This is a genomic window from Halobacillus sp. A1 (genome assembly GCF_024189295.1).
GTDB lineage: Bacteria > Bacillota > Bacilli > Bacillales > Halobacillaceae > Halobacillus_A.
This window is the reverse complement of record NZ_JAIZEN010000016.1, coordinates 36376-58971: the sequence shown is the minus strand read 5'-3', so window position 1 is coordinate 58971 and position 22596 is coordinate 36376. Positions and strand designations below refer to the sequence as shown.

27 protein-coding genes and 1 riboswitch are annotated in these 22596 nt (G+C 40.5%); of the genes, 5 read left to right on the top strand and 22 right to left on the bottom strand.

All coding sequences use genetic code 11. The annotated features are described in order from the left end of the window. Nucleotides 1-633 carry a CBS domain-containing protein gene (locus tag LF817_RS15310; RefSeq protein ID WP_253936678.1) on the bottom strand — a complete coding sequence of 211 codons (633 nt, stop codon included), beginning with the start codon at nt 631-633 and terminating at the stop codon, nt 1-3. 128 nt (nt 634-761) lie between these two features. Between LF817_RS15310 and LF817_RS15305 the strand changes: the two genes are divergently transcribed. Further along, nucleotides 762-980, top strand: a complete 219-nt coding sequence (locus tag LF817_RS15305; protein WP_253936677.1) for a spore coat associated protein CotJA — start codon at nt 762-764, stop codon at nt 978-980. On the opposite strand, the gene LF817_RS15300 is transcribed toward LF817_RS15305, so the two are convergent. Beyond that, nucleotides 964-2090 (bottom strand): IS3 family transposase gene (locus tag LF817_RS15300; protein WP_253936676.1). Its coding sequence is split into 2 segments (ribosomal slippage): nt 964-1841 and nt 1841-2090, totalling 1128 coding nucleotides; the frame shifts between segments, so codons are not numbered across the junction. The two genes, LF817_RS15305 and LF817_RS15300, sit on opposite strands and share 17 nt — an antisense overlap. A 143-nt stretch (nt 2091-2233) precedes the next feature. On the opposite strand from LF817_RS15300, the gene LF817_RS15295 reads away from it, so the two are divergent. Then, entirely contained in the window at nt 2234-2461 is a 228-nt protein-coding gene (locus tag LF817_RS15295; RefSeq protein WP_253936688.1) for a spore coat protein CotJB, read from the top strand. Nucleotides 2462-2482: 21 nt separating this feature from the next. Beyond that, nucleotides 2483-3052 (top strand): manganese catalase family protein, encoded by a 570-nt coding sequence (locus LF817_RS15290; RefSeq protein ID WP_253936675.1) that lies wholly within the window; start codon nt 2483-2485, stop codon nt 3050-3052. 84 nt (nt 3053-3136) lie between these two features. Here LF817_RS15290 and LF817_RS15285 read toward each other — a convergent pair whose 3' ends face one another. The 3 genes from LF817_RS15285 to LF817_RS15275 are packed head-to-tail and all read right to left on the bottom strand — an operon-like array spanning nt 3137 to nt 6294. Beyond that, entirely contained in the window at nt 3137-3727 is a 591-nt protein-coding gene (locus LF817_RS15285; protein ID WP_253936674.1) for a CPBP family intramembrane glutamic endopeptidase, read from the bottom strand. After that, the gene (locus LF817_RS15280; protein WP_253936673.1) at nt 3720-5246 is read right to left on the bottom strand and encodes a RecQ family ATP-dependent DNA helicase; all 1527 of its coding nucleotides are present in this window, start codon (nt 5244-5246) and stop codon (nt 3720-3722) included. The genes LF817_RS15285 and LF817_RS15280 overlap by 8 nt, the downstream gene beginning before the upstream one ends. After that, the gene (locus tag LF817_RS15275) at nt 5224-6294 is read right to left on the bottom strand and encodes a YpbB family protein (RefSeq protein ID WP_253936672.1); all 1071 of its coding nucleotides are present in this window, start codon (nt 6292-6294) and stop codon (nt 5224-5226) included. Before LF817_RS15275 ends, LF817_RS15280 begins: the two co-directional genes overlap by 23 nt. A 136-nt stretch (nt 6295-6430) precedes the next feature. On the opposite strand from LF817_RS15275, the gene LF817_RS15270 reads away from it, so the two are divergent. Further along, the gene (locus LF817_RS15270; protein ID WP_253936671.1) at nt 6431-6679 is read left to right on the top strand and encodes a ferredoxin; all 249 of its coding nucleotides are present in this window, start codon (nt 6431-6433) and stop codon (nt 6677-6679) included. A gap of 18 nt (nt 6680-6697) precedes the next feature. Here the strand turns inward: LF817_RS15270 and LF817_RS15265 are convergent, their stop codons facing one another. From LF817_RS15265 to LF817_RS15185, 17 genes are all read right to left on the bottom strand, one after another. Then, nucleotides 6698-7009, bottom strand: a complete 312-nt coding sequence (locus tag LF817_RS15265) for a helix-turn-helix transcriptional regulator (RefSeq protein WP_253936670.1) — start codon at nt 7007-7009, stop codon at nt 6698-6700. Nucleotides 7010-7093: 84 nt separating this feature from the next. Continuing rightward, nucleotides 7094-8200 (bottom strand): hypothetical protein, encoded by a 1107-nt coding sequence (locus LF817_RS15260; RefSeq protein ID WP_253936669.1) that lies wholly within the window; start codon nt 8198-8200, stop codon nt 7094-7096. Next, nucleotides 8193-8720: an RNA polymerase sigma factor SigX gene (gene sigX / locus LF817_RS15255; RefSeq protein ID WP_253936668.1), complete on the bottom strand. Its 528-nt coding sequence runs from the start codon at nt 8718-8720 to the stop codon at nt 8193-8195. The genes LF817_RS15260 and sigX overlap by 8 nt, the downstream gene beginning before the upstream one ends. Nucleotides 8721-9294: 574 nt before the next feature. Continuing rightward, nucleotides 9295-9798: an ECF transporter S component gene (locus LF817_RS15250; protein WP_253936667.1), complete on the bottom strand. Its 504-nt coding sequence runs from the start codon at nt 9796-9798 to the stop codon at nt 9295-9297. A 5-nt stretch (nt 9799-9803) separates the two neighbouring features. Then, on the bottom strand, nt 9804-10196 hold the full coding sequence (locus LF817_RS15245) for a DUF4430 domain-containing protein (RefSeq protein ID WP_253936666.1): 393 nt from the start codon (nt 10194-10196) through the stop codon (nt 9804-9806). Nucleotides 10197-10550: 354 nt separating this feature from the next. Continuing rightward, a riboswitch (cobalamin riboswitch) is annotated at nt 10551-10729 on the bottom strand. A 38-nt stretch (nt 10730-10767) separates the two neighbouring features. Then, on the bottom strand, nt 10768-12555 hold the full coding sequence (locus LF817_RS15240) for an ATP-binding protein (protein WP_253936665.1): 1788 nt from the start codon (nt 12553-12555) through the stop codon (nt 10768-10770). Next, the gene (locus LF817_RS15235; RefSeq protein WP_253936664.1) at nt 12555-13271 is read right to left on the bottom strand and encodes a response regulator transcription factor; all 717 of its coding nucleotides are present in this window, start codon (nt 13269-13271) and stop codon (nt 12555-12557) included. Before LF817_RS15235 ends, LF817_RS15240 begins: the two co-directional genes overlap by 1 nt. Before the next feature lie 84 nt (nt 13272-13355). After that, nucleotides 13356-14543 (bottom strand): c-type cytochrome biogenesis protein CcsB, encoded by a 1188-nt coding sequence (gene ccsB / locus LF817_RS15230; RefSeq protein WP_253936663.1) that lies wholly within the window; start codon nt 14541-14543, stop codon nt 13356-13358. 30 nt (nt 14544-14573) lie between these two features. Then, nucleotides 14574-16205, bottom strand: coding sequence for a cytochrome c biogenesis protein ResB (resB, locus tag LF817_RS15225; protein ID WP_253936662.1), 1632 nt, complete (start codon nt 16203-16205; stop codon nt 14574-14576). Nucleotides 16206-16232: 27 nt separating this feature from the next. Next, on the bottom strand, nt 16233-16784 hold the full coding sequence (resA, locus tag LF817_RS15220) for a thiol-disulfide oxidoreductase ResA (RefSeq protein WP_253936661.1): 552 nt from the start codon (nt 16782-16784) through the stop codon (nt 16233-16235). Between the two features lie 53 nt (nt 16785-16837). Continuing rightward, on the bottom strand, nt 16838-17566 hold the full coding sequence (locus LF817_RS15215; protein ID WP_253936687.1) for a pseudouridine synthase: 729 nt from the start codon (nt 17564-17566) through the stop codon (nt 16838-16840). 183 nt (nt 17567-17749) lie between these two features. Continuing rightward, nucleotides 17750-18262 (bottom strand): spore maturation protein, encoded by a 513-nt coding sequence (locus tag LF817_RS15210; protein WP_253936660.1) that lies wholly within the window; start codon nt 18260-18262, stop codon nt 17750-17752. Beyond that, on the bottom strand, nt 18259-18855 hold the full coding sequence (locus LF817_RS15205) for a nucleoside recognition domain-containing protein (RefSeq protein ID WP_253936659.1): 597 nt from the start codon (nt 18853-18855) through the stop codon (nt 18259-18261). Before LF817_RS15205 ends, LF817_RS15210 begins: the two co-directional genes overlap by 4 nt. Continuing rightward, nucleotides 18843-19901, bottom strand: a complete 1059-nt coding sequence (locus tag LF817_RS15200; protein WP_305882251.1) for a D-alanyl-D-alanine carboxypeptidase family protein — start codon at nt 19899-19901, stop codon at nt 18843-18845. The genes LF817_RS15205 and LF817_RS15200 overlap by 13 nt, the downstream gene beginning before the upstream one ends. A gap of 353 nt (nt 19902-20254) precedes the next feature. After that, nucleotides 20255-20617, bottom strand: a complete 363-nt coding sequence (locus LF817_RS15195; RefSeq protein ID WP_253936658.1) for a hypothetical protein — start codon at nt 20615-20617, stop codon at nt 20255-20257. Nucleotides 20618-20651: 34 nt separating this feature from the next. Next, the gene (scpB, locus tag LF817_RS15190) at nt 20652-21227 is read right to left on the bottom strand and encodes an SMC-Scp complex subunit ScpB (protein WP_253936657.1); all 576 of its coding nucleotides are present in this window, start codon (nt 21225-21227) and stop codon (nt 20652-20654) included. Next, entirely contained in the window at nt 21228-21971 is a 744-nt protein-coding gene (locus LF817_RS15185; protein ID WP_253936656.1) for a segregation/condensation protein A, read from the bottom strand. 149 nt (nt 21972-22120) lie between these two features. On the opposite strand from LF817_RS15185, the gene LF817_RS15180 reads away from it, so the two are divergent. Next, on the top strand, nt 22121-22591 hold the full coding sequence (locus tag LF817_RS15180) for a DUF309 domain-containing protein (RefSeq protein ID WP_253936655.1): 471 nt from the start codon (nt 22121-22123) through the stop codon (nt 22589-22591). Nucleotides 22592-22596 lie beyond the last annotated feature (5 nt).

Here is a 22596-nt window from a genome sequence, read left to right as displayed (position 1 = left end):
CTATACCTCTTTCACACTAATAATTCTAAATCCTGTTTTTTCTAGTTTTTTTGTAAAAGCCTCTATGTTGTTATTTTTATCTATTTTTAGGACCATTCTTCTCGCCAGCTTATCGGTTTCATCAAATGTGGCCAGTGATATAACATTTTCATGGTAATTTTTGATGATATCTCCAAGACGCTCGATACGTCCTTCTGATTCCTCCGAAGTAAAGGCAATACGTACCCCCTTCTTCTTCACACCGAAAGCACTTTCAAATTGTTCGATTACATCATAACGTGTAACCAATCCTTGAAAAGTCTTGTCTTTATCTACAACCGCCAATATTGGATACCCCTTGAAAGTGGGGAGAGTTTGTTCGAAAACTTCTTCATCATGGATGAATAGATCCTCTTCTTCACAGGTCTCTCCTGCTGTTCTTTCATTCAAAAATACTTCTTTACTTTCTCGACCATCGAAATAATGACGATAAATTCCTTCTCTAGAAATCACCCCGATGAATTTATCATTGTCGAGCACTGGCATAGCGTGCAAGTCTTTTTGATTCAATCTGTCCAAAACCTCATTCAAGCGTTCATCTTTTTGAGCTACTTGTGACTTGTGGACTGGTTTCATAATACTTTTGACAAACATACACTCACTCCTTATTTATTGATCTTTATCTTCATTCTCCCTAATCCAACACAATCCTGCCTTCAACTTTGAATAGTACAAGTTCTCCTTACATATCGTGAGGATAGAACGTTAGAAAGGTGATGATTATGTACACACCGATCAAATGGTATCAACCTTATGTCAGTACTTCCGACCCTTGCCCTCCCATGAGATGGAAATATTATCAAACCCCGCCTAACCTGTATCTTGGATTTCAACCAACTGGACTTCCTCAATATTCGTTAAAAGAAGCTCTATGCAAAGGAACCTTGTGGCCCGTACTATTTGATCTGGATTGTCAACACAAAACTAGACAATTTCATTAAGGTGTTTCTTCTTAAATTCTATAGGACTAAGGTAGTTGAGAGTGCCATGAATGCGAATATGATTGTACCAGTGGACATAATCAAATAAAGCCAGGTTTAATTGTTCTTGAGACTCAAAGGTTTCTCCATAAACAAATTCTGTCTTAATCACCTTATAAGTAGCTTCAGCGACTGCATTATCATAAGGGCACCCTTTCATACTTAAAGAACGATTAATTTGAAAGGTTTGAAGTAAATCTTCAATGGCTTGATTCTTAAATTCACTTCCGCGATCCGTATGAAAAAGAGCTAATTCATCAAGGTTTCCATCAATCGAAGCGAAGGCTTTTTGAACTAAGGCTGCATCTTTTTGCGGACCGGAGCTATAGCCGATAATCTCACGGTTATACAGATCCAAAATCGTACAGATATAATGCCATTTTGTATGAACGCGTACGTAAGTTAGGTCACTAACCACGACTTTACGAGCCTGGTCTTGAGTGAATTCACGGTTCAACGTATTCCCTTGTTTTGACTCATTACACGCACTCTTCATCGGTTTAAATTGAGCGATGGTGTATTTCGAGACAAGTCCCTGTTCTTTCATGATCCGCCCAATCCTTCGGCGAGAGACCTGATAACCTTTTTTATAGAGCTCGTGCTTAATTTTTCGAGTCCCGTAGTTTTGACGGCTTTCTTGAAAAATCCCCGTAATCTGACGAGTCAGATCATCCGCCTCAGAAGAGTCTTTTTCTTTCGCTTCATAATAAAATGTACTTTTAGGAAGTTGTAGGACGGCACACATTGCTGATACCGAGTATTGGTGACGGTTGTTTTGGATCACCTTTACTTTCGTCCCATGATCAGCGCCGCTTGCTTTAAAACATCAACCTCCATCATAAGACGCTGATTTTCTTTTTTCAGCCTGATATTTTCATTTTGTTCAGCTGTCCGGTTGTCTTCTTCCTTGAAAGAACCCGTATTTCTAAACTGACTAAGCCAACGATCAAAGGCGGAAGATGATAATTCGTATTCTTTTAAAATTTCTTTTCTCGGTTTTCCGTTTTCATTTAACTGCACCACTTGCTTCTTAAATTCATCAGTAAAGTTACGGCGATTCCTTGGGGTCATGTGTAGTCTCCTTGATTGAAATATTTAGTAAAGTGTAACTGACCTTAACGAAACTGTCCAAACAAGTGTAACCTTTCCAATCCGTATCCAACGCCGCTGCGAGGTGATAAAAGTTGAACCCTCCCCGCGAACAAACGGAGTTGATGGAGAAGATCCAACAAGTGGATTTCGCTCTAGTAGAACTTACCTTATACTTAGACACCCACCCTCAAGATTATAGAGCGATTCAGCAGTTTAATCAATTAGCAACTGAGAGCAGACAATTAAAATCACAGTATGAACAGCAATTTGGACCACTACGCCAATTTGGAGGCAGTTATTCTGCCTACCCATGGAATTGGAATGACTCTCCGTGGCCATGGCAAATGTAATAGCTGAAAGGGAGGATGCCTATGTGGACATATGAAAAAAAATTGCAATATCCTGTAAAAGTTAGCGAGTGTAATCCCCGGTTAGCTAGATTTTTAATTGAACAGTATGGTGGAGCGGATGGGGAACTTTCTGCAGCGCTGCGCTACTTGAATCAAAGATACTCCATTCCGGACAAAGTAATCGGTCTGCTTACAGATATAGGAACAGAGGAGTTCGCCCATTTAGAGATGATCGCTGCTATGGTCTATAAACTTACGAAAGATGCTACACCGGATCAGCTAAAAGAAGCGGGTCTCGGTCCCCATTATGCCAATCATGATAAAGCGTTGTTTTACCACGATGCAGCAGGAAATCCATGGACGGCGACTTATATTCAAGCTAAGGGAGATCCCATCGCAGATTTGTATGAAGATATTGCTGCCGAAGAAAAAGCCCGGGCCACCTATCAATGGATTATAAATATGTCAGATGACCCTTGTTTGAATGACAGCCTTAAATTTCTAAGAGAAAGGGAAATTGTTCATTCTCAGCGGTTTAGAGAAGCAGTAGAAATCCTCAAACAAGAAAGGGATAAAAAACAATATTTCTGATTTAAATAATCAGCCTGTTGGTCATAGGCTGATTATTTTTATAATGATAATTTTTTTTGAAAAACTAACCATAGAGCGTCATCCCTAATTACCTTCACCACTCCTTGAATAAATCCATAACCCCAACAAGAAATCAATAAGAAAATGCGAGGTAATCGTAATAGGCAGACTGCCCGTTATATGAAAGATATATCCAATGAAATAGCTCACAAATAATACAGAAACGAATAAGACAACCTTTTTTAAATAACGAAAATGTATGAGTGCAAACAAAGTACTGGCTATCACAAAACCGAATTGCGTCTGTAGTACTCCTCTGAATAAAGCCTCTTCACATATAGCAATAAGCAAAGTGATAAGAAAAATTTTTAGAACGGACTGATTTTCAAATACCTTTTTATTGATTCCCCCGTCATCATAATATCGTTCAGGCAGCAAAGCTATGAGAAGGAAGTCTACGCTGATAACAATCAAACCTGGAATGACCCCGAACAATACCCACTCCGGAAACTGCACTTCAAATAACTTTATCCATTGCTCTAACGGCGATGAAAAAAATATCAAGCTTAAAACAATGGCGATCAGCAATAAGACGACCTGTGTGATTAAAAGGTGAAACGTAATTTCTTTAGATGACATTTGTTTGATAAGCTCAGCTTGCTTCACCCTACTCATTTATAGACTCCTGAAGGAAAATACGTTTAAGCCTGACATCCCAGGAGTTGTGTGTTATCTCGTCTGCAGCTTCCTCTTCCATAAGCTGTGCATCATCTATAGTAAAACCACAATGATCGCAGCAATCGACTTCAGCGTTTCTAACGCCTTCTTGAAAAGGCTCGTAAAGCTTCAACCTCCTACAACCTGTGAAGTACAACCAGTCTCTCATCTGATGAAACTTTTCATTTTTATAATTCCAACGTTTCCGCAAATTGGCCCGAATGTGCATTTTCGCTTTGTTCCATAACTCAACGTCAAACATAACCTTGCTCTGTAAAATCACTTGTGTCTCTTCCAGCTGGTATTTTAGAAAATTCCATTGAGATTCAGATAATTGTAATTGCTCGTGCATCTCTTCATCCGAAAGCAGAGCCGAATGATTAGTGAGCCAGGCGAATAATCGTTCTATCGCAGACTCCTCGGGAAGTTCCCTTTCCATAAGCATCTTAGGCAGTAACTGGTCATGAGGAGTATACATAACGATACTCGCGCATGGTTTTCCATCCCTTCCTGCTCTCCCAATCTCTTGTATATAGGACTCTACTTGTGTAGGGAAATGATAGTGGATAACCCTTCTAATATTCGGCTTATCCACCCCCATTCCGAATGCACTCGTGCAGCATATCACATCCAGCTGGTCCTTCATGAACTGCTGCTGGACGAGAAGTCGATCCATTTGTTCCATTCCGCCATGGTAGAACGCGACCCTCTGATCCAGAGCAATATTCAGCTCTTCAGCAACCAGTTCAGCAGATTGCCGACTGGAAAAATATATCATGGTGGGGAGGCGTTGTGCAGCTAACATATGGCGGATACGTCCTTTTTTATCATCCTGGTGTTCATGGAATTCTACAGCGAAACTAATATTCGGCTTGTCCATAGGATATATATGGTCTATCATATTCGTACGTCCAAGCTGTTTTTTTATATCTTTTTGGACATCGGGAGCAGCCGTAGCACTTAAAGCTAGTACCGGCGGGTTGCCGACCTTTTCGATCACCTGATCCATTTTAAGATAATCTGTCCGAAATTCATGACCCCACTGAGATATACAGTGAGCTTCATCAATGACGAACAAACTGACGTCCAGCGTATGAAGTGTCTTTTCGATTTTTGGATTTTGCAGCATTTCAGGAGATACATAAATCAATCTGTAATGGTTCAGCTGATTCAATGCCGCTGTTCGTTCTCTATAATCCATGAAGCTGTTTAAAGCGATAACTGACTTGTAACCCTTCGCTTTGAGCTGCTTGACTTGGTCGACCATTAAGGAAATAAGGGGAGACACTACTAGCGTTGTTCCGTGCATTAAAAGTGAAGGTAATTGGTAACATAAAGATTTCCCTACACCTGTCGGTAATATACCAAGTACATCCTGCCCTTGCAGTACATCTTCTATAATTTCTTTTTGACCTTCTCGGAATTCCGAAAACCCAAAGTGATGGCTTAACTGTTCATGAAGTCGAGGACGGAGCATGACGATCCTCCTTGAATGTATGTTTGCTGCTGGCTACCACCAGTCTGATTTCAAAATAATTATAATTATGATCAAGCGCCTCAAATAATTTCTTGAGTTTATTTGTGTTGAGGTTTTCCAAGGTGGTAAGGATGTCTTTTTGGCCTTCTTTTGATATAAAGCCATCAATATCGAAACTTGGATCGATTAATGCCGCCTCAACGACGTGATCCTGGATCGTACTCAGCTTTAACCGTCGTTTTTGCACAATATCTTCGAGGCTGAGACCTATATTCAACCATTGTAACGTTTGTTTTGCAGAAGATGTGATTAATGTCTCCTTTGCCATACCTTCTAGACATAAGGTAAGGGCTGGATAGTTCTCCTGCCTGCTTAATGTAATGCGGTACATATAAAAAAGAGCATGTTTAATCAATAAATCAACATCTTCCACAGAAAGGTGATAATCATGTGCCAGCTGCTCTCTCGTTTCACCGATCAGCCCACCTCCTGTCAGCCTTCTGGTGAATAATTCAGCCTCGAGGTGTGATAATGCTGAAAGTACCGAGTTAAGCTCTTCATATAGGGAAGTGAGCAAATCTGAAATGACGTTATTTCTATATAATCTCTTCATCCACGCCTGCACAGAGGGGTCTTCAACAATAGGGAGAAAAGCAAAGTCTTTTAATTCACTATGTGTTACAGTTTGGATTAATAATCTTAATCTTTTTTCAAAAAGAATGATATTACGGTGGTGCTCCATCCCTGAAAAGAAATTTCCGTCTTTCATAAAAGAATCTTCTAAATACTTTTCTCCCTCATCTGTTAAGACAGGATGGTTTTCTTGATTAAATCTGATGAAATTACGCCTTTCCAAAGACTCTGCGGTCTTATGTGCATTTAATTTGCTGAGAGAGGGATATATTCCGAAATACCTCTCTAATTTATACAGTCGAGCATCCTGTAAAGTTTGAGATGATTTTTTCCCTTGGATAAGATTGTGAATTCCCGAGATCGAACGTTCTCCTTGAATGGACTGGATACAATCTAGCAGGATTGCTGCGAACATGATAAGCCCTCATTTCAGTTACCTTATGTATTGAAAAGTCGATTCACTCGATTTACAATAAATTCTATAGCTATTTTTAAAAACTTGACCCTCTGCGACTGACTTCATGAGGCGAAACATTAAGGAGGTTCATCGTTTGCCTAAATTTACAATCGTTGATCAAGATACATGTATTGCATGCGGAGCATGTGGTGCAGCGGCACCGGATATATTCGATTATGATGATGAAGGGTTAGCCTACGTCGTCCTGGACGATAATGAAGGAAACGAGCAAGTCCTGGACTTTTTGGAAGACGATTTGGAGGATGCTTTCGAAGGCTGTCCGACGGATTCCATAAAAATTGCTGAAAAACCTTTCGAAGGCGACCCCTTGAAATATGAATGAAAAACTCTCCCCTCTTATTCAAGAGGGGTTTTTTTTATTGACCTGGCATGGAAGTAGAGGCAGATCCTTCACCTTCGAATGTGCTATTTCAATAATAATTTCTTCCGGGCGGCCTTCGAGAGCTGAATGAAGTGTATCAGTTCGTGGAAACAACGCACATACTGCTACCGTAGTTGTCCAATTCGCCATTATCCGTTCTTTCTCTATCTGCACAAGGGTTTTTTTGGACATTCCTAATATACTCGCCATTTGCGATTGGTTAAACCCGGACTCTACTCGAATAAGTTTCAGCTTCCTGGAAACTACTTTTCTCAATTCATAGTGATCCATGAACACCTTCCCCTTTAATCCTCAATCTTATTTTATCAAAGAGTTTGTTTCAATTCACGTTAAGTGTCCCTTGAATAAAGCTCTTCACTCTTGGTCTTCAATCGGATTCGTATATTCGGGGACATCAAGTTCACTGGAAATATCATAACTTCCAAGCATTAGCAGGTTCTCATGCTCAAATTTCACCGAATCAAAACCGAATTGTCCAGCTGTCACAAGAATCGCTTCTACTGAAGTGTTCAATTCTCCACTGTCTGCAGAACCTTCAATATCAAATTCCAAAGTAATCGTTTCTCCCATTTCTTCAACTTTAAGAAAGTGCAGACCTTCAAATATAGCTGAGCGTGTTCGTTCATTACGCTGTACCTTTTTCATTTCACTTAGTACATTTTCAAATCTTCCGTTCGCTTCACTAGCAAAAGGGATAAGAAAATTTCGGCTTGATCCGTTAAACAATTGGAAAGCATATTCGCCTTCTTTAATTGGATCTATTGAATCAAGTTCCCCTTTAGAATGAAACGGAACCCCTTTACCACTTTCATTACTTATACGAATGGAGTTTACTTTGTAGGGAGCTACGGTCCATCGGATGCTTTCGATAGTCGTATGGCTAGATTTAATTCCCCCGCCTTCAAATCCATCAGGAAAAACAATCACTGCCTCTCTGTTCTCTTCATCAATTAAAATTTCTGCCTTTTCAAGCCTATCTTCGCCAAGGCCTGTTTCAGAGTTTGAAAACTTATCAATAATTTCTTCTTCCGTCCCTTTATTCTGAGGGACGGATAGTGGAATAATATATTGAGCAGAGGTATCAGGTACCGCTCGATAGACATAAGTTTCCATAGAAGAACTGACCAGCGCTCGATCAGATACCTCGTCGTCCAATCCAGGCAAGTGTTCGACTGAAGAGGTGCTGAATGTTTCTGTTTTCTCCAAAGGGGCGTTTTTTAAGGATGGCTCTTCATTAAGAGGTACTTCACTCACTTCGTCAAGGGGAGTAGGAAAAAGGAGAGACAAAATCATTAGTCCTGCGAAACTACATGCTCCAGGAAGCAGCCAAGTAAGCCGTTTCTTGCTGCTACCTTCCATCGTTAATTGAATGTTTCGCAAGTATTCATTTTTACTTACAGAATCTGTGATCGGAGGTAGGTCGGAAAGAATCTGTTCGATTTCCTTATCACTTTTACTCATCACCTTCACCCTCCTTCTCTAAAACCCTTTTAAGTATTTTTAATCCCCTGTGTTGTGTTGTTTTGACTTTGCTTTCTGAAAAGCCCAGGGTTTCAGCGGTCTCATGAATTGACATCCCCTGTATGAAACGAAGAATAATGACATTTTTTTGATCGAGAGTACATTGATCCAGTCCGTTATATATCCTTTTAGATTGTTCGCTCTTCTCCATTAGCTCCTCAGGGAGAGAGTCTTTATCCCGTAAAATTTCTTCGTTATCATTCCAATTAAAAAACTCCATGAACCTTTTCCTCGTGCGCCCTTGTTTACGGAAATAGTCAATCGTCACATGTCTAGCAATCGAAAACAGCCACGTCTTTTCTGTACTATTTCCATCAAAATTCTCATAGGAACGCAGAACTTTAATATAAATTTCCTGAACCAAGTCTTCGGTGACGTGCCGGTTTTTCACCATATAGAATACATATTGATATAAGTCGTTATGATATTTATCATAAAATTTTTCAAAGAACGGTTCCACCTCATCACACTCTCCCGTTCATTGTTAATGTCGTTTCTATATATAAAAAGTTACACCCTTTAGGGAAATAAGAAAAGAATTGGCTCTTTCTGTGGAAGACTCAGTTTCGAGCATTCCGTGCTGTTTCCGCCAGACAAATAGTGGTTGAAGGTCCGGGAAATCACTCGCTTTCCATGGGCGTACGGTGAGCGAGCTTCCTCGGTCTAACGCCCTCCAGGATCTCACCATGTACTGTTCTCCCATAGGAGTCTCGTAATTTTCGGGACCTTCTTGCCTTTTATGAGAATACCGGAAACTACTTATGCGGTACTTCTTTTAAAAATTACTGCTTTTTAGCGTGACTGTACATCTATAGTGAGGGGCGAGAGGAAACGGTTAGTACAAGAGAGTTTTTTTCTTCTCATTTCCTAGTTCCGACCCGTAATATAAGTTAGGTGATGTTAGGAATGGATGAGATTCCTGGCTTTGAAAGCGGAAGCGCTTCGTTCAGCGGCGTATGGACTGGACCGAGCTGGCGGAGTTAACTACTCAGACGACCAATCAACAAAAAAAGCCACCTGTAAAGGCGGCTTTCTCAAGTAATGGCATGACGCTTTTGATAACGATGAAACAAGGCACCTAACACTGGTGACAATAGTCCGATAAACACGGTATTAGCCACGGCATGGTTGATATCCATTGGCAGCCCCGCTAAATAATAACCCCAAAAAGGCTGGCCGGCAGTATACATCGTGATTGAAATCATAAAACCAAAAAATATGCCACTAACAAAACCATAAATAGCGAGAACCCAAACAGGCATGGCCGACCAATATTTACCTAATAAACCGGCAATCATACCGATAACAGACCACGATATGATCTGCCACAGCGTCCATACCCCCATTCCCAAAATTACATTTGAAAGGAAAGTAACTAATCCCGCCATCAATACACCAGCTAAAGGACCAAGCCAGAATCCAGCTATTATGATAATAGCGGTCACAGGCTGAATATTTGGTAAGTGTGACATCGCTATTCTACCCGCCACAGCTAAAGCTGCCAGCATGGCAATCAAGGTAAGCTTATATGTGTTCATTCAAATCATTCCCAGGATTGATAATCGAAGTTGATTTCGTCTCCATCTTCAAGTTCGTACTCATGAGCACCTACAGAAGCGTCTTCCCCGTTTATTGTATATATCCAGGCTTTTTGTTCGTCTTCTTCTGGAGCGATTCCTTCTATACTGTTGATGAAGCCTCCTTCTTGCTCAACTTCATAATTTTCCTCCATCACTTCCATCAAAACCGTGCCTTCTTCCACGGTATATTCCTCATTTGAGATGACTTCTTCTCCCTCGTTTTCTGAAATCTCGATCTCAACAGTAGTATCTTCTGCTGCTGACTCGTCCGCCCCCTCAGTCGCTTCTTCCTGACAACCAACTAATAGCGCAGTTGAAAACATAAGTAAAATTAATCCCTTATACAGCTTCTCCATGTTTAATGCCTCCCCATTTTCCCTTGTTTCTTAGCTCTCTGAAAGCTGTGCTAATTGTTGCAGCTAATATTCACATAAGAATTATTCAACGATAAGGCAGTAGCCTAAGACATTTTTCTTTTATTTGGTTTAATAAGATGTTGGGCGCAGGAGCCATGCTCTCTCTCCTTCTTCTACCAGATCTATGACCTTACATGAAAATAAACTATGTAACAATAACGAAGCCTTCAGAAAAGAAGTATGCAAAAAAGCCTGCTCTTCATTTCGAAGAGCAGGCTTAAGACAGACCATAGGATTATAGAATAATTCGTTGAATAACCGACTGGCTGCCTCAAATGCTCAATCCCCGAAGATTTGAAACGAATGATATCGGCAGGTCTACTGACTCGTGCGTCACCCTACTAAGAAACCTTCCCGTAAAAAATACAGTGGTTTTTTCTTTTCGTCTACACGTACAGTTGCGAGGACAGTTCTGGACTTTAACCAGATTCCCTATTAAGCCTGTTACAGACACCGCTATCAAAATATTAAGTTCATAAATAGATTACATGATGATGGATGAATTAGCAAACTATTTTTCAATTTCATCCAATTGAATTGGAATCTTGACCGTAAAGGTTGTCCCTTCGTTCATAATACTATGGACATGAATTTTACCATTATGGGCTTCTACAATATTTTTTGCAATAGCTAAACCTAGACCTGTTCCCTTCTGAGATGTTTCCCGCTTTCTTGATTTATCCGCCTTATAGAATCTCTCGAAAATAAACGGCAAATCATCCTCAGGTATGCCGTATCCGGAATCTGATATTTCGAATATCCACTCCTTTGAGGATTTGGCGACAATTACGTCTACAACTCCATTTTCAGCCGTATGGCGGATAGCATTATCTATTAGATTCGTCATCACTTGTTCCATGCGGTCAGGATCAATGTTCATTCGATCGTCTTTATCTTCTATCGATAGTCGTAAATCCACTTGCTTTTCTTCAGCCAGACCTTTAAATTTTCTGACGATTTTCTTTATAAATACATCTGTTTCTACAGAGTCTCTATAAAGAGAAATGTGACCTGCTTCCATTCGGGCCAAATCTAGAAGCTCATTCACGAGTCTGCCTATCCGAAGGGATTCATCATGTATAATTTTCGCCAGTTCATTTTTATCTTCTCTCGATTCTGCAATATCATCTACAATGGCTTCACTGTATCCTTGCAGCATGGAAATCGGCGTTCTCAGCTCATGAGAAACATTGGCAATGAAGTCTTTTCTTAGCTTATCAAGTCTTCGTTCGTCAGTCATATCTCTCAGTACAGCTACAGCTCCCCGCACGTCTTCCTGGTCGTATAAAGGGGTCATTATAATGACCCACGAGCGCCCCTGTACGGATACTTCTGTCATCAATTCTTCCTCATTCTCAATCACTTCATTAAAAACATGTTGAATGGGAGCTGGCAGTGTATAACCTTCCCCATCACCTTCATCACTTTCATTTTTATTTTCAAATGCCCAAGCCTGCAAATATTGATCAGCAGGAGGGTTAGATACGAGCACATCACCTTGACGATTCATTGTAAGGACACCATCTGCCATAGAACGTAAAATGCCCGACAATTGTTCCTTTTCGTGATTCAATGCATCTATATGGAATTTTAATTGCCTTCCCATCCGGTTAAAAGCCATAGCCAACTCACCGATTTCATCATGAGTTAAGATAGGAATCTTTGTATTGAATTCTCCTTTTGTCAATTCGAGAGCCCCTTCCCGCATTTTAATTAACGGGGAAGTGATTCTAGTTGAAAGGAAGAAAGCGAAGATCGTTGTGAGAATGATTGCGATTCCAGCACCTAAGAAAATGAACTTTGTCGTTTGATCCGTAGTTTCCTCAATCGTATCCAATGATTGATAAACGAAGACTGCTCCCTCTTCACCTTGGAGAGGCGTTCCGACTACGATGAATCCCAGATCGGAGCTATTGATTTCAGCCACTTTCATAACATCTTCCTGATTCTCAGCCACACCCGCCAATTCTTCGTCATTCATAAACCAGTCATATGAAATATCAGGTAAGTTTTCATTGTCAGAGGCGACTGTCAGGATCTCTTCCGAGTCATCAGTAATAACGACCTGGCTGGATGGATCTTTAACGAGCTCCGTCATCGTTAAAACAAGGTCACTTTCTTCATATTCAGCTACTACGTCTGATACTTTAGATGCTGTCTGCAAAAGATCCTTTTCTGCTTCCACAACATGATAGTTTTCAAAAAAACCGAGAAGGAGTACAGTCAATATGAATAAAACAAAACAAACGAGTAATAGGATTGTAAACCACAGCTTACCTACAACACTCCGCCAAAACATTAATCCCCACTGACCTCGAATTTGTAGCCTACTCCCCAAACCGTAACGATCATGCCTGCTGCTTTAGACGATACTTTGCTCAGCTTCTCCCGGAGCCTCTTAACGTGCGTATCGACTGTACGTAGATCGCCAAAGAATTCATACTGCCATACTTCCTTCAAAAGCTGCTCTCTTGCAAAGACTTTATCTGGGGCTTGTGCCATATAATTCAATAGTTCATATTCCTTTGGTGTCAAGGCAACCTCTTTACTGTCCGCTGTCACTCTATGGGCATCGTTATCTATCGTCATATGAGGAAAAACGAGAACATTCCTTGTCGATGTATCGGTCTCTAGAAATTTCGTTGTAGAAGCCCTTCTTAAAAGCGCTTTCACCCGAAGAACGACTTCCCTTGGGCTGAAGGGTTTAACAATGTAATCATCCGTCCCCACTTCAAAACCCTGGACGCGGTTAGCTTCTTCTCCCTTTGCCGTCAGCATAATCACAGGTGTCGCCTTCTTCTCGCGTAATTCCTTACAGACCTCTACCCCGTCTTTGCCAGGCATCATAATATCTAATAGGATGACATCATAATCTTGGTTCAAAGCTTTGTTTAAAGCCTCTTCTCCATCTTCAGCTTCTTCTATAATAAAATTCTCTCTTTCTAAATACATTTTAATGAGTCGGCGAATACGTTCTTCATCATCGACGACTAAAATCCTTGCTTCTTGTTCCATTAAACAGCCTCCTCATAAAGTGTGTAGACTCATTATAATAAATGGCAGGTAGGATAAACAAATCCTACCTGCCTTAGTAGTCAATTAAGCATAAGAATGTAGACCGGAAATAATTAAGTTCACTGCCAGCAAGTTGAACATGATGATGGCAAAACCACCCACAGCCAGCCAGGCAGACTTGGTTCCCTGCCACCCTCTCGATAATCTCAAGTGAAGATATGCTGCGTAAAAGAAAAAGGTGATCAGTGCCCATACTTCTTTTGGATCCCAGCCCCAGAACCGATCCCAGGCTTGCTGAGCCCAAATCATTGCAAATATAAGCGCACCTAATGTAAATATCGGAAATCCGATAGCTACAGCACGGTAGCCTACCTCATCAACAATTTCAGGATTCGCTTTTCTTAAAAGCGGCTGAAGGGCAGACCCGATTCTTTTTCTAAGGACTAATCGTACAAGCCAATACAATACTAATCCACCCAGGATGGACCAGATCATCGTATTGAATTTAATAGCCGCATCGACCCCCCTCATCCATTCAGGAGCTTGAAATAAAGGAGACATCGCACCGTCTGAGATCAACTCACCTTCAAACGGACCAGCAATAGCCGGCATTTCATACGTTATTTCAACTGGCTGGCCTTCTACCGGAGCCTCGAAAGACGCCTCGTAATTGAAAGCACTGAATACAGAAGAAATAATGATGAAAGCCAATGTAGTAGCTACCATGTAAATGACGAACTCCAACCAAAATGTCTGCTTCGTCTTTTTATTCTGATCGACTTGACGAATCAGAAATATTAATCCGGCCACAAAGCTGATCGATAAAATGGCCTGTCCAAGGGCAGCTGTCGTTACGTGTATATATAGCCAATGAGACTGTAATGACGGAACCAGTGGTGAGATCTCAGTAGGAAACATACTTGCGAATGCAATAATAAGTAAAGCAACTGGTAAAGCGATCACACCTAAAACGTTGATCCGGTAAATGAAATACATAATGATGAATGCGAACACAAGCATCATTCCGAAAAACGTAATAAACTCAAACAAGTTACTTACAGGCGCATGTCCGGCCGCACCCCAGCGAGTGAAAAAATAACCAAGCTGCGTAAGAAAACCGACAATCGAAAGTATGATTCCAATTTTACCGACACGATCAGGTGATGTAGTTTTTTTATCTCGTATTGCCCCTGCAAAGAAAAATGTAGCAACTAAATAGATGACGAAAGCAGCATAGAGTAAATTACTGCTTATCGCACTTAAATCGCCCATATTCTCTCCTCCTCTATAGACTGATATAGGTTAATCTTTCAATTCTTGTTGATCGACCGGTGTTTCTATTCCAGTGCCTTTCGTAGATTTTTCTATCTCTCTCTTCAAGGCTACCCAGTTCTTATTGGTATGTCCGGCGATCCACACACCGTTATCTTTAGGTTTAACCCATATACGTCTGTGGTTCCAATACATGCCTTGAATGACCCCGATCATAAAAATAGCGCCGCCTAACGCTATGAAAGGCAGTGTATAATCTTTTCTGACCGTAAGTCCGGTAACATCTCGAACATCGAAATCAACTAAACCTACTTTAAATTCATTTTCACCAGAACCATCTACGTTAGCCCCTATCCCGGCAAAGCTCACTTCAGGCTCACCATCAGATTCACCTGGAGGATAGACATTAAAAACAAAAGCAGGGTTTCGAGGGTATTTGGAAACTGATACAGGTTCTCCATCATCAAGTTCATATTCCGGAAAATATGAGCCAAGCACGACAACATGACCACTGTCCAATTCATATTCTGTTTCCGGGTCGTCCAAATCAATCGTGAATTCACCATATGAACTATCTTCATCATCCATATCGTGCAATTTGAACGTCATTTCGTTGAATTCATTTTGCTGATAGCTTGCCTGGTACAGTGTATAATTTTCAAATTTTATCGGGTGGTTCACCCTCGCTTCTGCCTCTTTAACTTCTTTTAATTCAGGATCTTTTCCTACAACGATATCATCCGTCCGTTCATAAATGACGGCGTTCGTCTGGTAAGTTTTTGGCACAGGCTGGCCATTTCTCATTATGGCTTCCTGGAAGCGTTCATCATTTTCGTCGTAATTCTCTAGTATAAAATCTTCGTTTTTAATATAATATTGCCCTTCGGTACCTGTGATCATTTTAGTTTCGCCTTCTCGGACCCAGACGAATTCATCTACGTATAGTGCAGGAACGAATCTAAGTAAGGTACCCAGCAAAAAGACAATCAACCCAATATGGTTGACATACGGGCCCCACCTGGAGAAACGGTTTTTCTCTGCGAAAAGGCTTCCATCTTCTTCAGTGACTTTGTAACGATTCTTCTTGAGATTCTCTTTCATCAGATGCATATCTATAGAATCAGATTCTGTCTTACCGAATATCCGCTGTTTTTTCATAAATTGATCATGGCGCTTCGGCTTCTGAGTTTTTAATGTCTTATATAAAGGTATAAATCGATCGAGACTGGCGATTATGATAGAAATACCTATCAGTGCAAGTAAAAGCATATACCACCAAGAGGAAAACAAGTTATGAAATCCTAATTGATAGTAAATCTGCCCAATCAATCCATATTGATCTCTATAATGCGTGGATGCATCGGAACCTGGAGGTATGTACATCTCTTGGGGAAGAAGTGTTCCAATTGCTGAAGCTATCAGCGTAATGACGATGAGCCAGACGCCGACCTTAACGGATGAAAAGAAATTCCACACCTTATCGATGAACGTCCGATTATATGTTTGCGATCGTCTGGCACTGCCATCGTATCTCATGTTCAGCAACGTCTGATTCTCATTGCCGTTAAGATGCTGATTATCCTCAACCGGCTTACCGCACGACTCACATAACACCGTCCCCTCAGGATTCACATGCCCGCATTCACATGTAATTTCATTCATAGTAAAACCTCACAATTTCATATGGACTTATGTCTCTGGTGTGATCTCGTTCAAATAGCCATCGAGCTTATCTAGAGTTAAAGGACCTACGACCTGCTCCTCTACTACTCCATCTGCATTTACAAATAATGTGGATGGAAGCCTGCTTACATTGTATTGATCCATGACTTGGCCATTTTTATCATGAAGAATAGGAAAAGATAAACCGTACCTCTCTTGGAAACGTTCCACCACGATATTCGTAGAATCCAAGTTGACTGCAAGGATTTCTACGTTTTTATCTTTATACTCGCTATATAACTCTTCCATGTAGGGCATTTCTTCTTTGCATGGCTCACAATAAGTTGCCCAGAAATTGATCATGACCCCTTGACCTTCTAGATCATCAAGCGAAACTACTTCATCCGTCCCGAATTTATTCAACTGGAAATTCGGAGCTTGTTCACCTTTTGCCACTGCACTCTTATCATCCTTAAGGTTGGAAATAAGGGCGAAAGCAATTAAACCGACCATGACAGCCAGCATAGCCGTGCGAAAGATTAATCGTTTCTTTTTCTTTTTTAAAGTACTTTCCTTCATAGCATTCACTCCCACATCATTATATCATTGATGAGCGATGGATTTTTTGAAAATTATTCAACATTTTTTTCTGCTTGTTGACGAAGCTGCTTCACTTCATGAGGCTTCAAGGGACGGTGATCGCCAGCGTTCATTCCGTGTAATGTTATGGAACCGTATCTTTCTCTTTTCAGCTTATCTACCGGAACTCCGAGTGCATCAAACATCTTTCTCACTTGCCGGTTTTTTCCTTCATGGAGTATGACTTGCACAATGGCGGTCCCTTTCTTATGTTCCGTCGACATTATTTTTACGTGGACTGCTTTCATTTTTTCACCTTCGACAGTCATTCCTTTTTTCATTTTCTTCAATTGATCATCCGTAGGAATTCCTTTAGTTTTCGCTATATATACTTTATCTATCTCATGCTTTGGATGCATTAACAGATTGGCAAATTCCCCGTCATTCGTTAATAGCAGTACACCTGATGTGTCGTAATCCAGTCGTCCTACTGGAAAAATTCTTTCTTCTACTTCAGGCAGATAGTCGGTTACTACTTTTCTACCTTTCTCATCCTTCACACTCGAGATGACACCTCTCGGCTTATACAATAAATAATAGACTGGAGCTTCTTTGACGATGGGTACCCCTTCCACTTCTACATCATCATTGGAACTCACTTTCGTTCCAAGTTCTTTCACTACTTTGCCGTTCACTTTCACTTTTCCTTCTGTAATCATTTCTTCTGCTTTTCTACGCGATGCTACTCCAGCATGAGCGATAACTTTTTGCAGACGTTCCAGATTAGCCATTGGATCGTCCTCCTATAATTATTTATTTATCCATCTAAAAAGGATAGTTTGCGGACTCTTAACAGACCTTCCATCTTAAAACACCAGGAAGCCACGCTGGGAAGCCCAGCGCGGCTTACTATCTTTATAGTATTATACATGAGTGGTACCTATTTAAACAATGGAATCAGCTCTTTAAGAAAATAAGATCAGCACAATGATAATCGAAGCAATTATACCAACCAGATCTGCTAAAAGTCCAACTTTAAGAGCATCTCCCATTTTTTTGATACCTACTGCCCCAAAATAAACTGTAATGATATATAGAGTGGTGTCTGTACTTCCCTGCATTACAGATGCCATTTGTCCAATTAGAGAGTCTGGTCCGAACGTTCGGATAAGTTCTGTTGTCATGCTAAGAGCGGCTGTCCCTGAGATAGGACGGACCATAGCTAGAGGAAGTATTTGTTCTGGAATATTGAATACGGCCGTAAGAGGTTTAAATAAATGCAGAAAGGCATCCATTGCACCAGAAGCTTGAAATATAGCGATGGACACCATCATCCCCAGCAAATATGGAAGAAGAGATATTGCGATTTGAAATCCCTCTTTACTTCCTTCTACAAAAACTTCGTATGCAGGTACTCTTTTGGCGGTGGCCGTCACCAATATAATGAGTATGATAGCCGGAATCAACCATATGCTCATAAGATGCTCCCTAAACGTCGTCTTCTGTAGTAAAAATATCGGTCGATTAATATTGCGGCCATGGTAGAAATGAGGGTAGCTAAAATTGTAGGCCCTATGATCGTTGTAGGTTCCACTGATTCATATTTCATACGTATGGCTATAACCGTCGTTGGCACAATCGTCAACGAAGAAGTGTTGATGGCTAATAATGTAATCATGGAACGACTGGCTTCTGTACTGCCTCCCGAAAGCCGTTTCAGCTCTTTCATCGCTTTAAGCCCCATCGGGGTGGCAGCGTTCCCAAGTCCAAAAATATTTGCTGTCATGTTGGATAAGATATATCCCATCGCCGGGTCATCTGCCGGGATTTCAGGAAATAATCGTCTTACAACGGGTTTGAACAATTTGGCCAGTCCTTTCAATAAACCGGCTTCTTCTGCAATTTTCATTAGACCTAACCAAAACACTAATACACCGAGTAAACTCATTGTGATGAGAATGCTTTCGTCAATTGTTTCAAATATCGCTTCGTTTACTTGCTCCATAGTGCCATTAAATGCGGCATAAACAATTCCACTGACAGCTAATACGACCCAGATTACGTTGACCACATCTCCACCCCCATCATTCTCCTAAGAAATGATAAGCCGCTTGTAACAAAGGGCTGAGTCGGCCTTTCAGTTAATACAAAGGTTTCAGCAACTAATTCATCGTCTAAGTGGAATAACCGCTTCCCTGCATAATCCAGTCCTTCTGAGTTCTGTTCGAATACGGCTTGCAATCGGCTTTTTTCATCTTCTGTCATAGGGATATGAATGTCCGAAGGTAAGTAATAGTTCTTTCCGTTGACACCTACGTATCCTTCTTCTTGAATCTGGTACGTTTCATAATGTTCAAACCCCCATTCGTACATCCTTTCATGGTCATCCCAGTCGCTAGGAGCATTAAGAGTAACTGCAATTAGTTCCATTCCATCTTTCTCTGCGCTGCTCACTAATGTGCGGCCGGCAGCTTTTGTAAATCCTGTTTTCCCACCGGTTGTGTTTTCGTATAGCATCGTCAGCAATTTGTTTTTATTCTGCCAGGAATATGTGCGATTTTCGGATTTATAAATTTCACTTCCCGTCACTTCACGAAATGTTTCATTTTTCATGGAATACGCCATTAAGAGTGCAAGATCATAGGCACTGGACACATGATTTTCACCATCAAGTCCGTGGGGATTTTCAAAATTGGATGCATTCATACCGAGCCAGCTTGCTTTTTCGTTCATAAGGTGGACAAATCCCTCCAGACTCCCGCCTACATGTTCAGCAATTGCTACTGCAGAATCATTCCCAGAACGAAGCATCAACCCATAAACTAGGTCCCTAAGCGGTATCTTCTCTCCTTCTGTAAGATAAATTGAAGAACCCTCTGCACGTATTGCACGTTCACTTACTACTACTTCTTCATCCATTTTTCCAGATTCAATGGCTAGTAGAGCTGTCATAATTTTCGTAGTGCTGGCAATTAATGATGAAGAATAACCATCTTTTTCATAAAGCACTCTGCCAGAATGAGCATCCAATAAGACAGCATGCTCGGCAGATACATATAGTTCAGGCTCAGCATTTCCAATAACTGGTTTTATCAGAAGAGTCACAAGAATTACCATAATAATATGTATAATGAATTTCACTTGTAGTCGCCTCCAGTCTTGTCCTTTTGTTTACAATATGCAAAAGCGTACAAGCTTATGAAGGCAAAAACAGCAGCAACTTGAACAAGTGTAATAGCACGACAAAATAGCAGGATGCCCATGACCTGACCACGCAATTATTTTTTAACTATTGAGGTGGTCATGCTAGGTGCTAAAAACAGAGCTTTTATTAATAAATAAAAGGAAACCTCAGAGTCATAAGGACTCTGAGGTTTTTACATATGATATATGGTTGAGTTTTTTTATTTTTGACTAATATAACTCAATTATTTATCTTGTCAGGGTTTGCTCCAGTTGAAACCATAGCTTCAGATAAGATGATAATGTCGAAAAGAGTCCACTTCCACTTCTTCTGCGTTCTCTATTTTATGATAAAGATCATAAATCGCTGCCATATTTAAATCTTCAAACACGAGCATTAACTCTTCTTCCTTGATTAAGATTTTTTTGCGATACTTATATTCCGGATATTTGATCAAGTACGCCAGAGCAAGAATCGAGACAACATCACCCTCCTCTATGGCGAAACGTTCAAGAACTTTTTGCTGAATATATTCCGCATAGCGAATTTCGAAATATTGCTGTCCATTTTGATCTTCGTAAATGACGACTGAACTGCACATTGAGACTTCTTCGCGATTACATTGACCTCTGGCAGCAAGAAATTTCATATGGGTCACAGCCTTTCTGTAATCTTTTCAAATTTCAGTCTTCATCAAACTTTTGAAAAAATAAATCGGCTTCATTTTCTGCATTTTCCTGAATATTCAATTCCTCAAGCGGCGGAAGCTCTTCAATAGACGATAAGCCGAAATATGTGAGGAATTCTGTTGATGTCCCAAATAAAACAGGACGTCCTATAGCTTCTTTTCTGCCTGTTTCCACAATTAATCCTCTATTCACTAAAGTTTGAACTGCTCGGTCACTCTTTACCCCGCGGAGGTCATCAATCTCTATTCTCGTGATTGGTTGTCTATAAGCAATGATTGCAAGTACTTCAAGTGCCGCCTGGGACAATCTTGTAGAAGCCTTAGTATTTAGAAGATGCTCATAATATGCAGCATGTTCTGGTTTTGTCGTCAAATGCAGCGTGCCATTAGACTCCATTATTTTAATTCCCCTATCACCGAGTTCATAATCCTCTTGCAGCATGTCAAGAGCTTTCTGCATTTCTTTTTGGGAACATCCTATAATTTGGGAAAGCTTATTCTTCGTTACACCTTCTTCTCCAGCCGCAAATAGTAAGCCTTCGATCAGCGCTTTATAATTGTCTGCACTCATTTATGGTTCCTCCGTTTTAAATACAATTAATTCATCAAAGTGGTTAGGCTGCACACAGACAATGTTATTACTTTTCATCAGCTCCAATATCGCTATAAAAGTCACAACTATATGAGGTTTTGTTCTTTCTTCAAATAGTTTATTGAAGCTTACCCCCTGCTTACTCGTTGAAACTCTTTGTACGATGTCATCCATCCTCAACTGAATAGAGATCTCATCTCGTTTTATTTTAGTTTCATTCCTTTGGACTTGCTTGCTGCTTTTCAAGAGCCGTTGTACCGCTGCTACAATATCGAAAACAGAAACTTCACCTGGCGTAAGTGGCTCGGTGTCCTCCCCTTTATCTTCTACAGTCATTTGCGGCCTGGTATAAATACGGTTCTCTTCTAGTTCTTTGTTTTTTAATTCTTCAGACGCTCTTTTGAACTTCTTATATTCGATTAACTTCTGCATTAATTCGTCCCTAGGATCTTCCTCTTCCTCTTCAACTGCTTCATCAACTGTATTAATATTAGGTAAAAGCATCTGGCTTTTGATAGCCAGCAAGCTTGCAGCCATTACCAGGTACTCACTCGCCACATTTAATTCAAGTTCTTTCATGGTTTGAATATAATTCATGTATTGATCTGTGATCGTGGAGACCGGGATGTCATAAATATCAATCTCATAGCGGTTGATTAAGTGAAGCAGCAGATCCAGTGGACCTTCAAATCCTTCGAGTTTTACTTGATAGCGATTGGTCATAGTGTTCTTTCCTTTTCAAAACGAGTTACGTACTGCAATAATAGTATCAGAAACGAACCATAAATGTTAATAGTAATAGAGGACCTTCCTCGAATTGCTTGTTCGATTGATCTTGTTAAAATTATAATAACAAGAAAGGAGGGGATGGTATGTACCCTCGACCATATGTGGACTTCCTGACCCACTTCCATGGTACAAGAGATTATTTTGAATGTCATGAAGAACTTGAGGAACTTTGGAAAGAGACTGAACCTGGATCCAGAGATTCTGTCTGGGTACTACTTATCCAATTTGCCGTATCTCTCTACCACTTCAGAAGAGGGAACCTAAAAGGAGCCGAAATCCTGATTAATAAAACCTTCGATAAACTTTCTATCAACCACAAAAAGTTAGAGCAACTGGGGATCGACTCCGTTATGTTCACTCAGCTGATCCTTGAGATTAAAGACGATATTCAATCATTCAAACGATACCAAAGCCCTGTCATCCCTATTTATGATGAAAATCTGATTCAGCTGATCAAGTCGCGATGTGAAGAGTGGGGAGTGATTTACGGAACTCCCAGTGATTTCAGCAACACGAAGCTGATTAACAAACACATGAAAAAGTTCAGAAATTAGAAAGG

Coding starts and splice junctions, on each gene's coding strand:
- LF817_RS15310 (WP_253936678.1), bottom strand. CDS start 633: ATGTTTGTCAAAAGTATTATGAAACCAGTCCACAAGTCACAAGTAGCT.
- LF817_RS15305 (WP_253936677.1), top strand. CDS start 762: ATGTACACACCGATCAAATGGTATCAACCTTATGTCAGTACTTCCGAC.
- LF817_RS15295 (WP_253936688.1), top strand. CDS start 2,234: ATGGAGAAGATCCAACAAGTGGATTTCGCTCTAGTAGAACTTACCTTA.
- LF817_RS15290 (WP_253936675.1), top strand. CDS start 2,483: ATGTGGACATATGAAAAAAAATTGCAATATCCTGTAAAAGTTAGCGAG.
- LF817_RS15285 (WP_253936674.1), bottom strand. CDS start 3,727: ATGAGTAGGGTGAAGCAAGCTGAGCTTATCAAACAAATGTCATCTAAA.
- LF817_RS15280 (WP_253936673.1), bottom strand. CDS start 5,246: ATGCTCCGTCCTCGACTTCATGAACAGTTAAGCCATCACTTTGGGTTT.
- LF817_RS15275 (WP_253936672.1), bottom strand. CDS start 6,294: ATGTTCGCAGCAATCCTGCTAGATTGTATCCAGTCCATTCAAGGAGAA.
- LF817_RS15265 (WP_253936670.1), bottom strand. CDS start 7,009: ATGGATCACTATGAATTGAGAAAAGTAGTTTCCAGGAAGCTGAAACTT.
- LF817_RS15260 (WP_253936669.1), bottom strand. CDS start 8,200: ATGAGTAAAAGTGATAAGGAAATCGAACAGATTCTTTCCGACCTACCT.
- LF817_RS15250 (WP_253936667.1), bottom strand. CDS start 9,798: ATGAACACATATAAGCTTACCTTGATTGCCATGCTGGCAGCTTTAGCT.
- LF817_RS15245 (WP_253936666.1), bottom strand. CDS start 10,196: ATGGAGAAGCTGTATAAGGGATTAATTTTACTTATGTTTTCAACTGCG.
- LF817_RS15240 (WP_253936665.1), bottom strand. CDS start 12,555: ATGTTTTGGCGGAGTGTTGTAGGTAAGCTGTGGTTTACAATCCTATTA.
- LF817_RS15235 (WP_253936664.1), bottom strand. CDS start 13,271: ATGGAACAAGAAGCAAGGATTTTAGTCGTCGATGATGAAGAACGTATT.
- ccsB (WP_253936663.1), bottom strand. CDS start 14,543: ATGGGCGATTTAAGTGCGATAAGCAGTAATTTACTCTATGCTGCTTTC.
- resB (WP_253936662.1), bottom strand. CDS start 16,205: ATGAATGAAATTACATGTGAATGCGGGCATGTGAATCCTGAGGGGACG.
- resA (WP_253936661.1), bottom strand. CDS start 16,784: ATGAAGGAAAGTACTTTAAAAAAGAAAAAGAAACGATTAATCTTTCGC.
- LF817_RS15210 (WP_253936660.1), bottom strand. CDS start 18,262: ATGAGCATATGGTTGATTCCGGCTATCATACTCATTATATTGGTGACG.
- LF817_RS15200 (WP_305882251.1), bottom strand. CDS start 19,901: ATGGTAATTCTTGTGACTCTTCTGATAAAACCAGTTATTGGAAATGCT.
- LF817_RS15195 (WP_253936658.1), bottom strand. CDS start 20,617: ATGAAATTTCTTGCTGCCAGAGGTCAATGTAATCGCGAAGAAGTCTCA.
- scpB (WP_253936657.1), bottom strand. CDS start 21,227: ATGAGTGCAGACAATTATAAAGCGCTGATCGAAGGCTTACTATTTGCG.
- LF817_RS15185 (WP_253936656.1), bottom strand. CDS start 21,971: ATGACCAATCGCTATCAAGTAAAACTCGAAGGATTTGAAGGTCCACTG.
- LF817_RS15180 (WP_253936655.1), top strand. CDS start 22,121: ATGTACCCTCGACCATATGTGGACTTCCTGACCCACTTCCATGGTACA.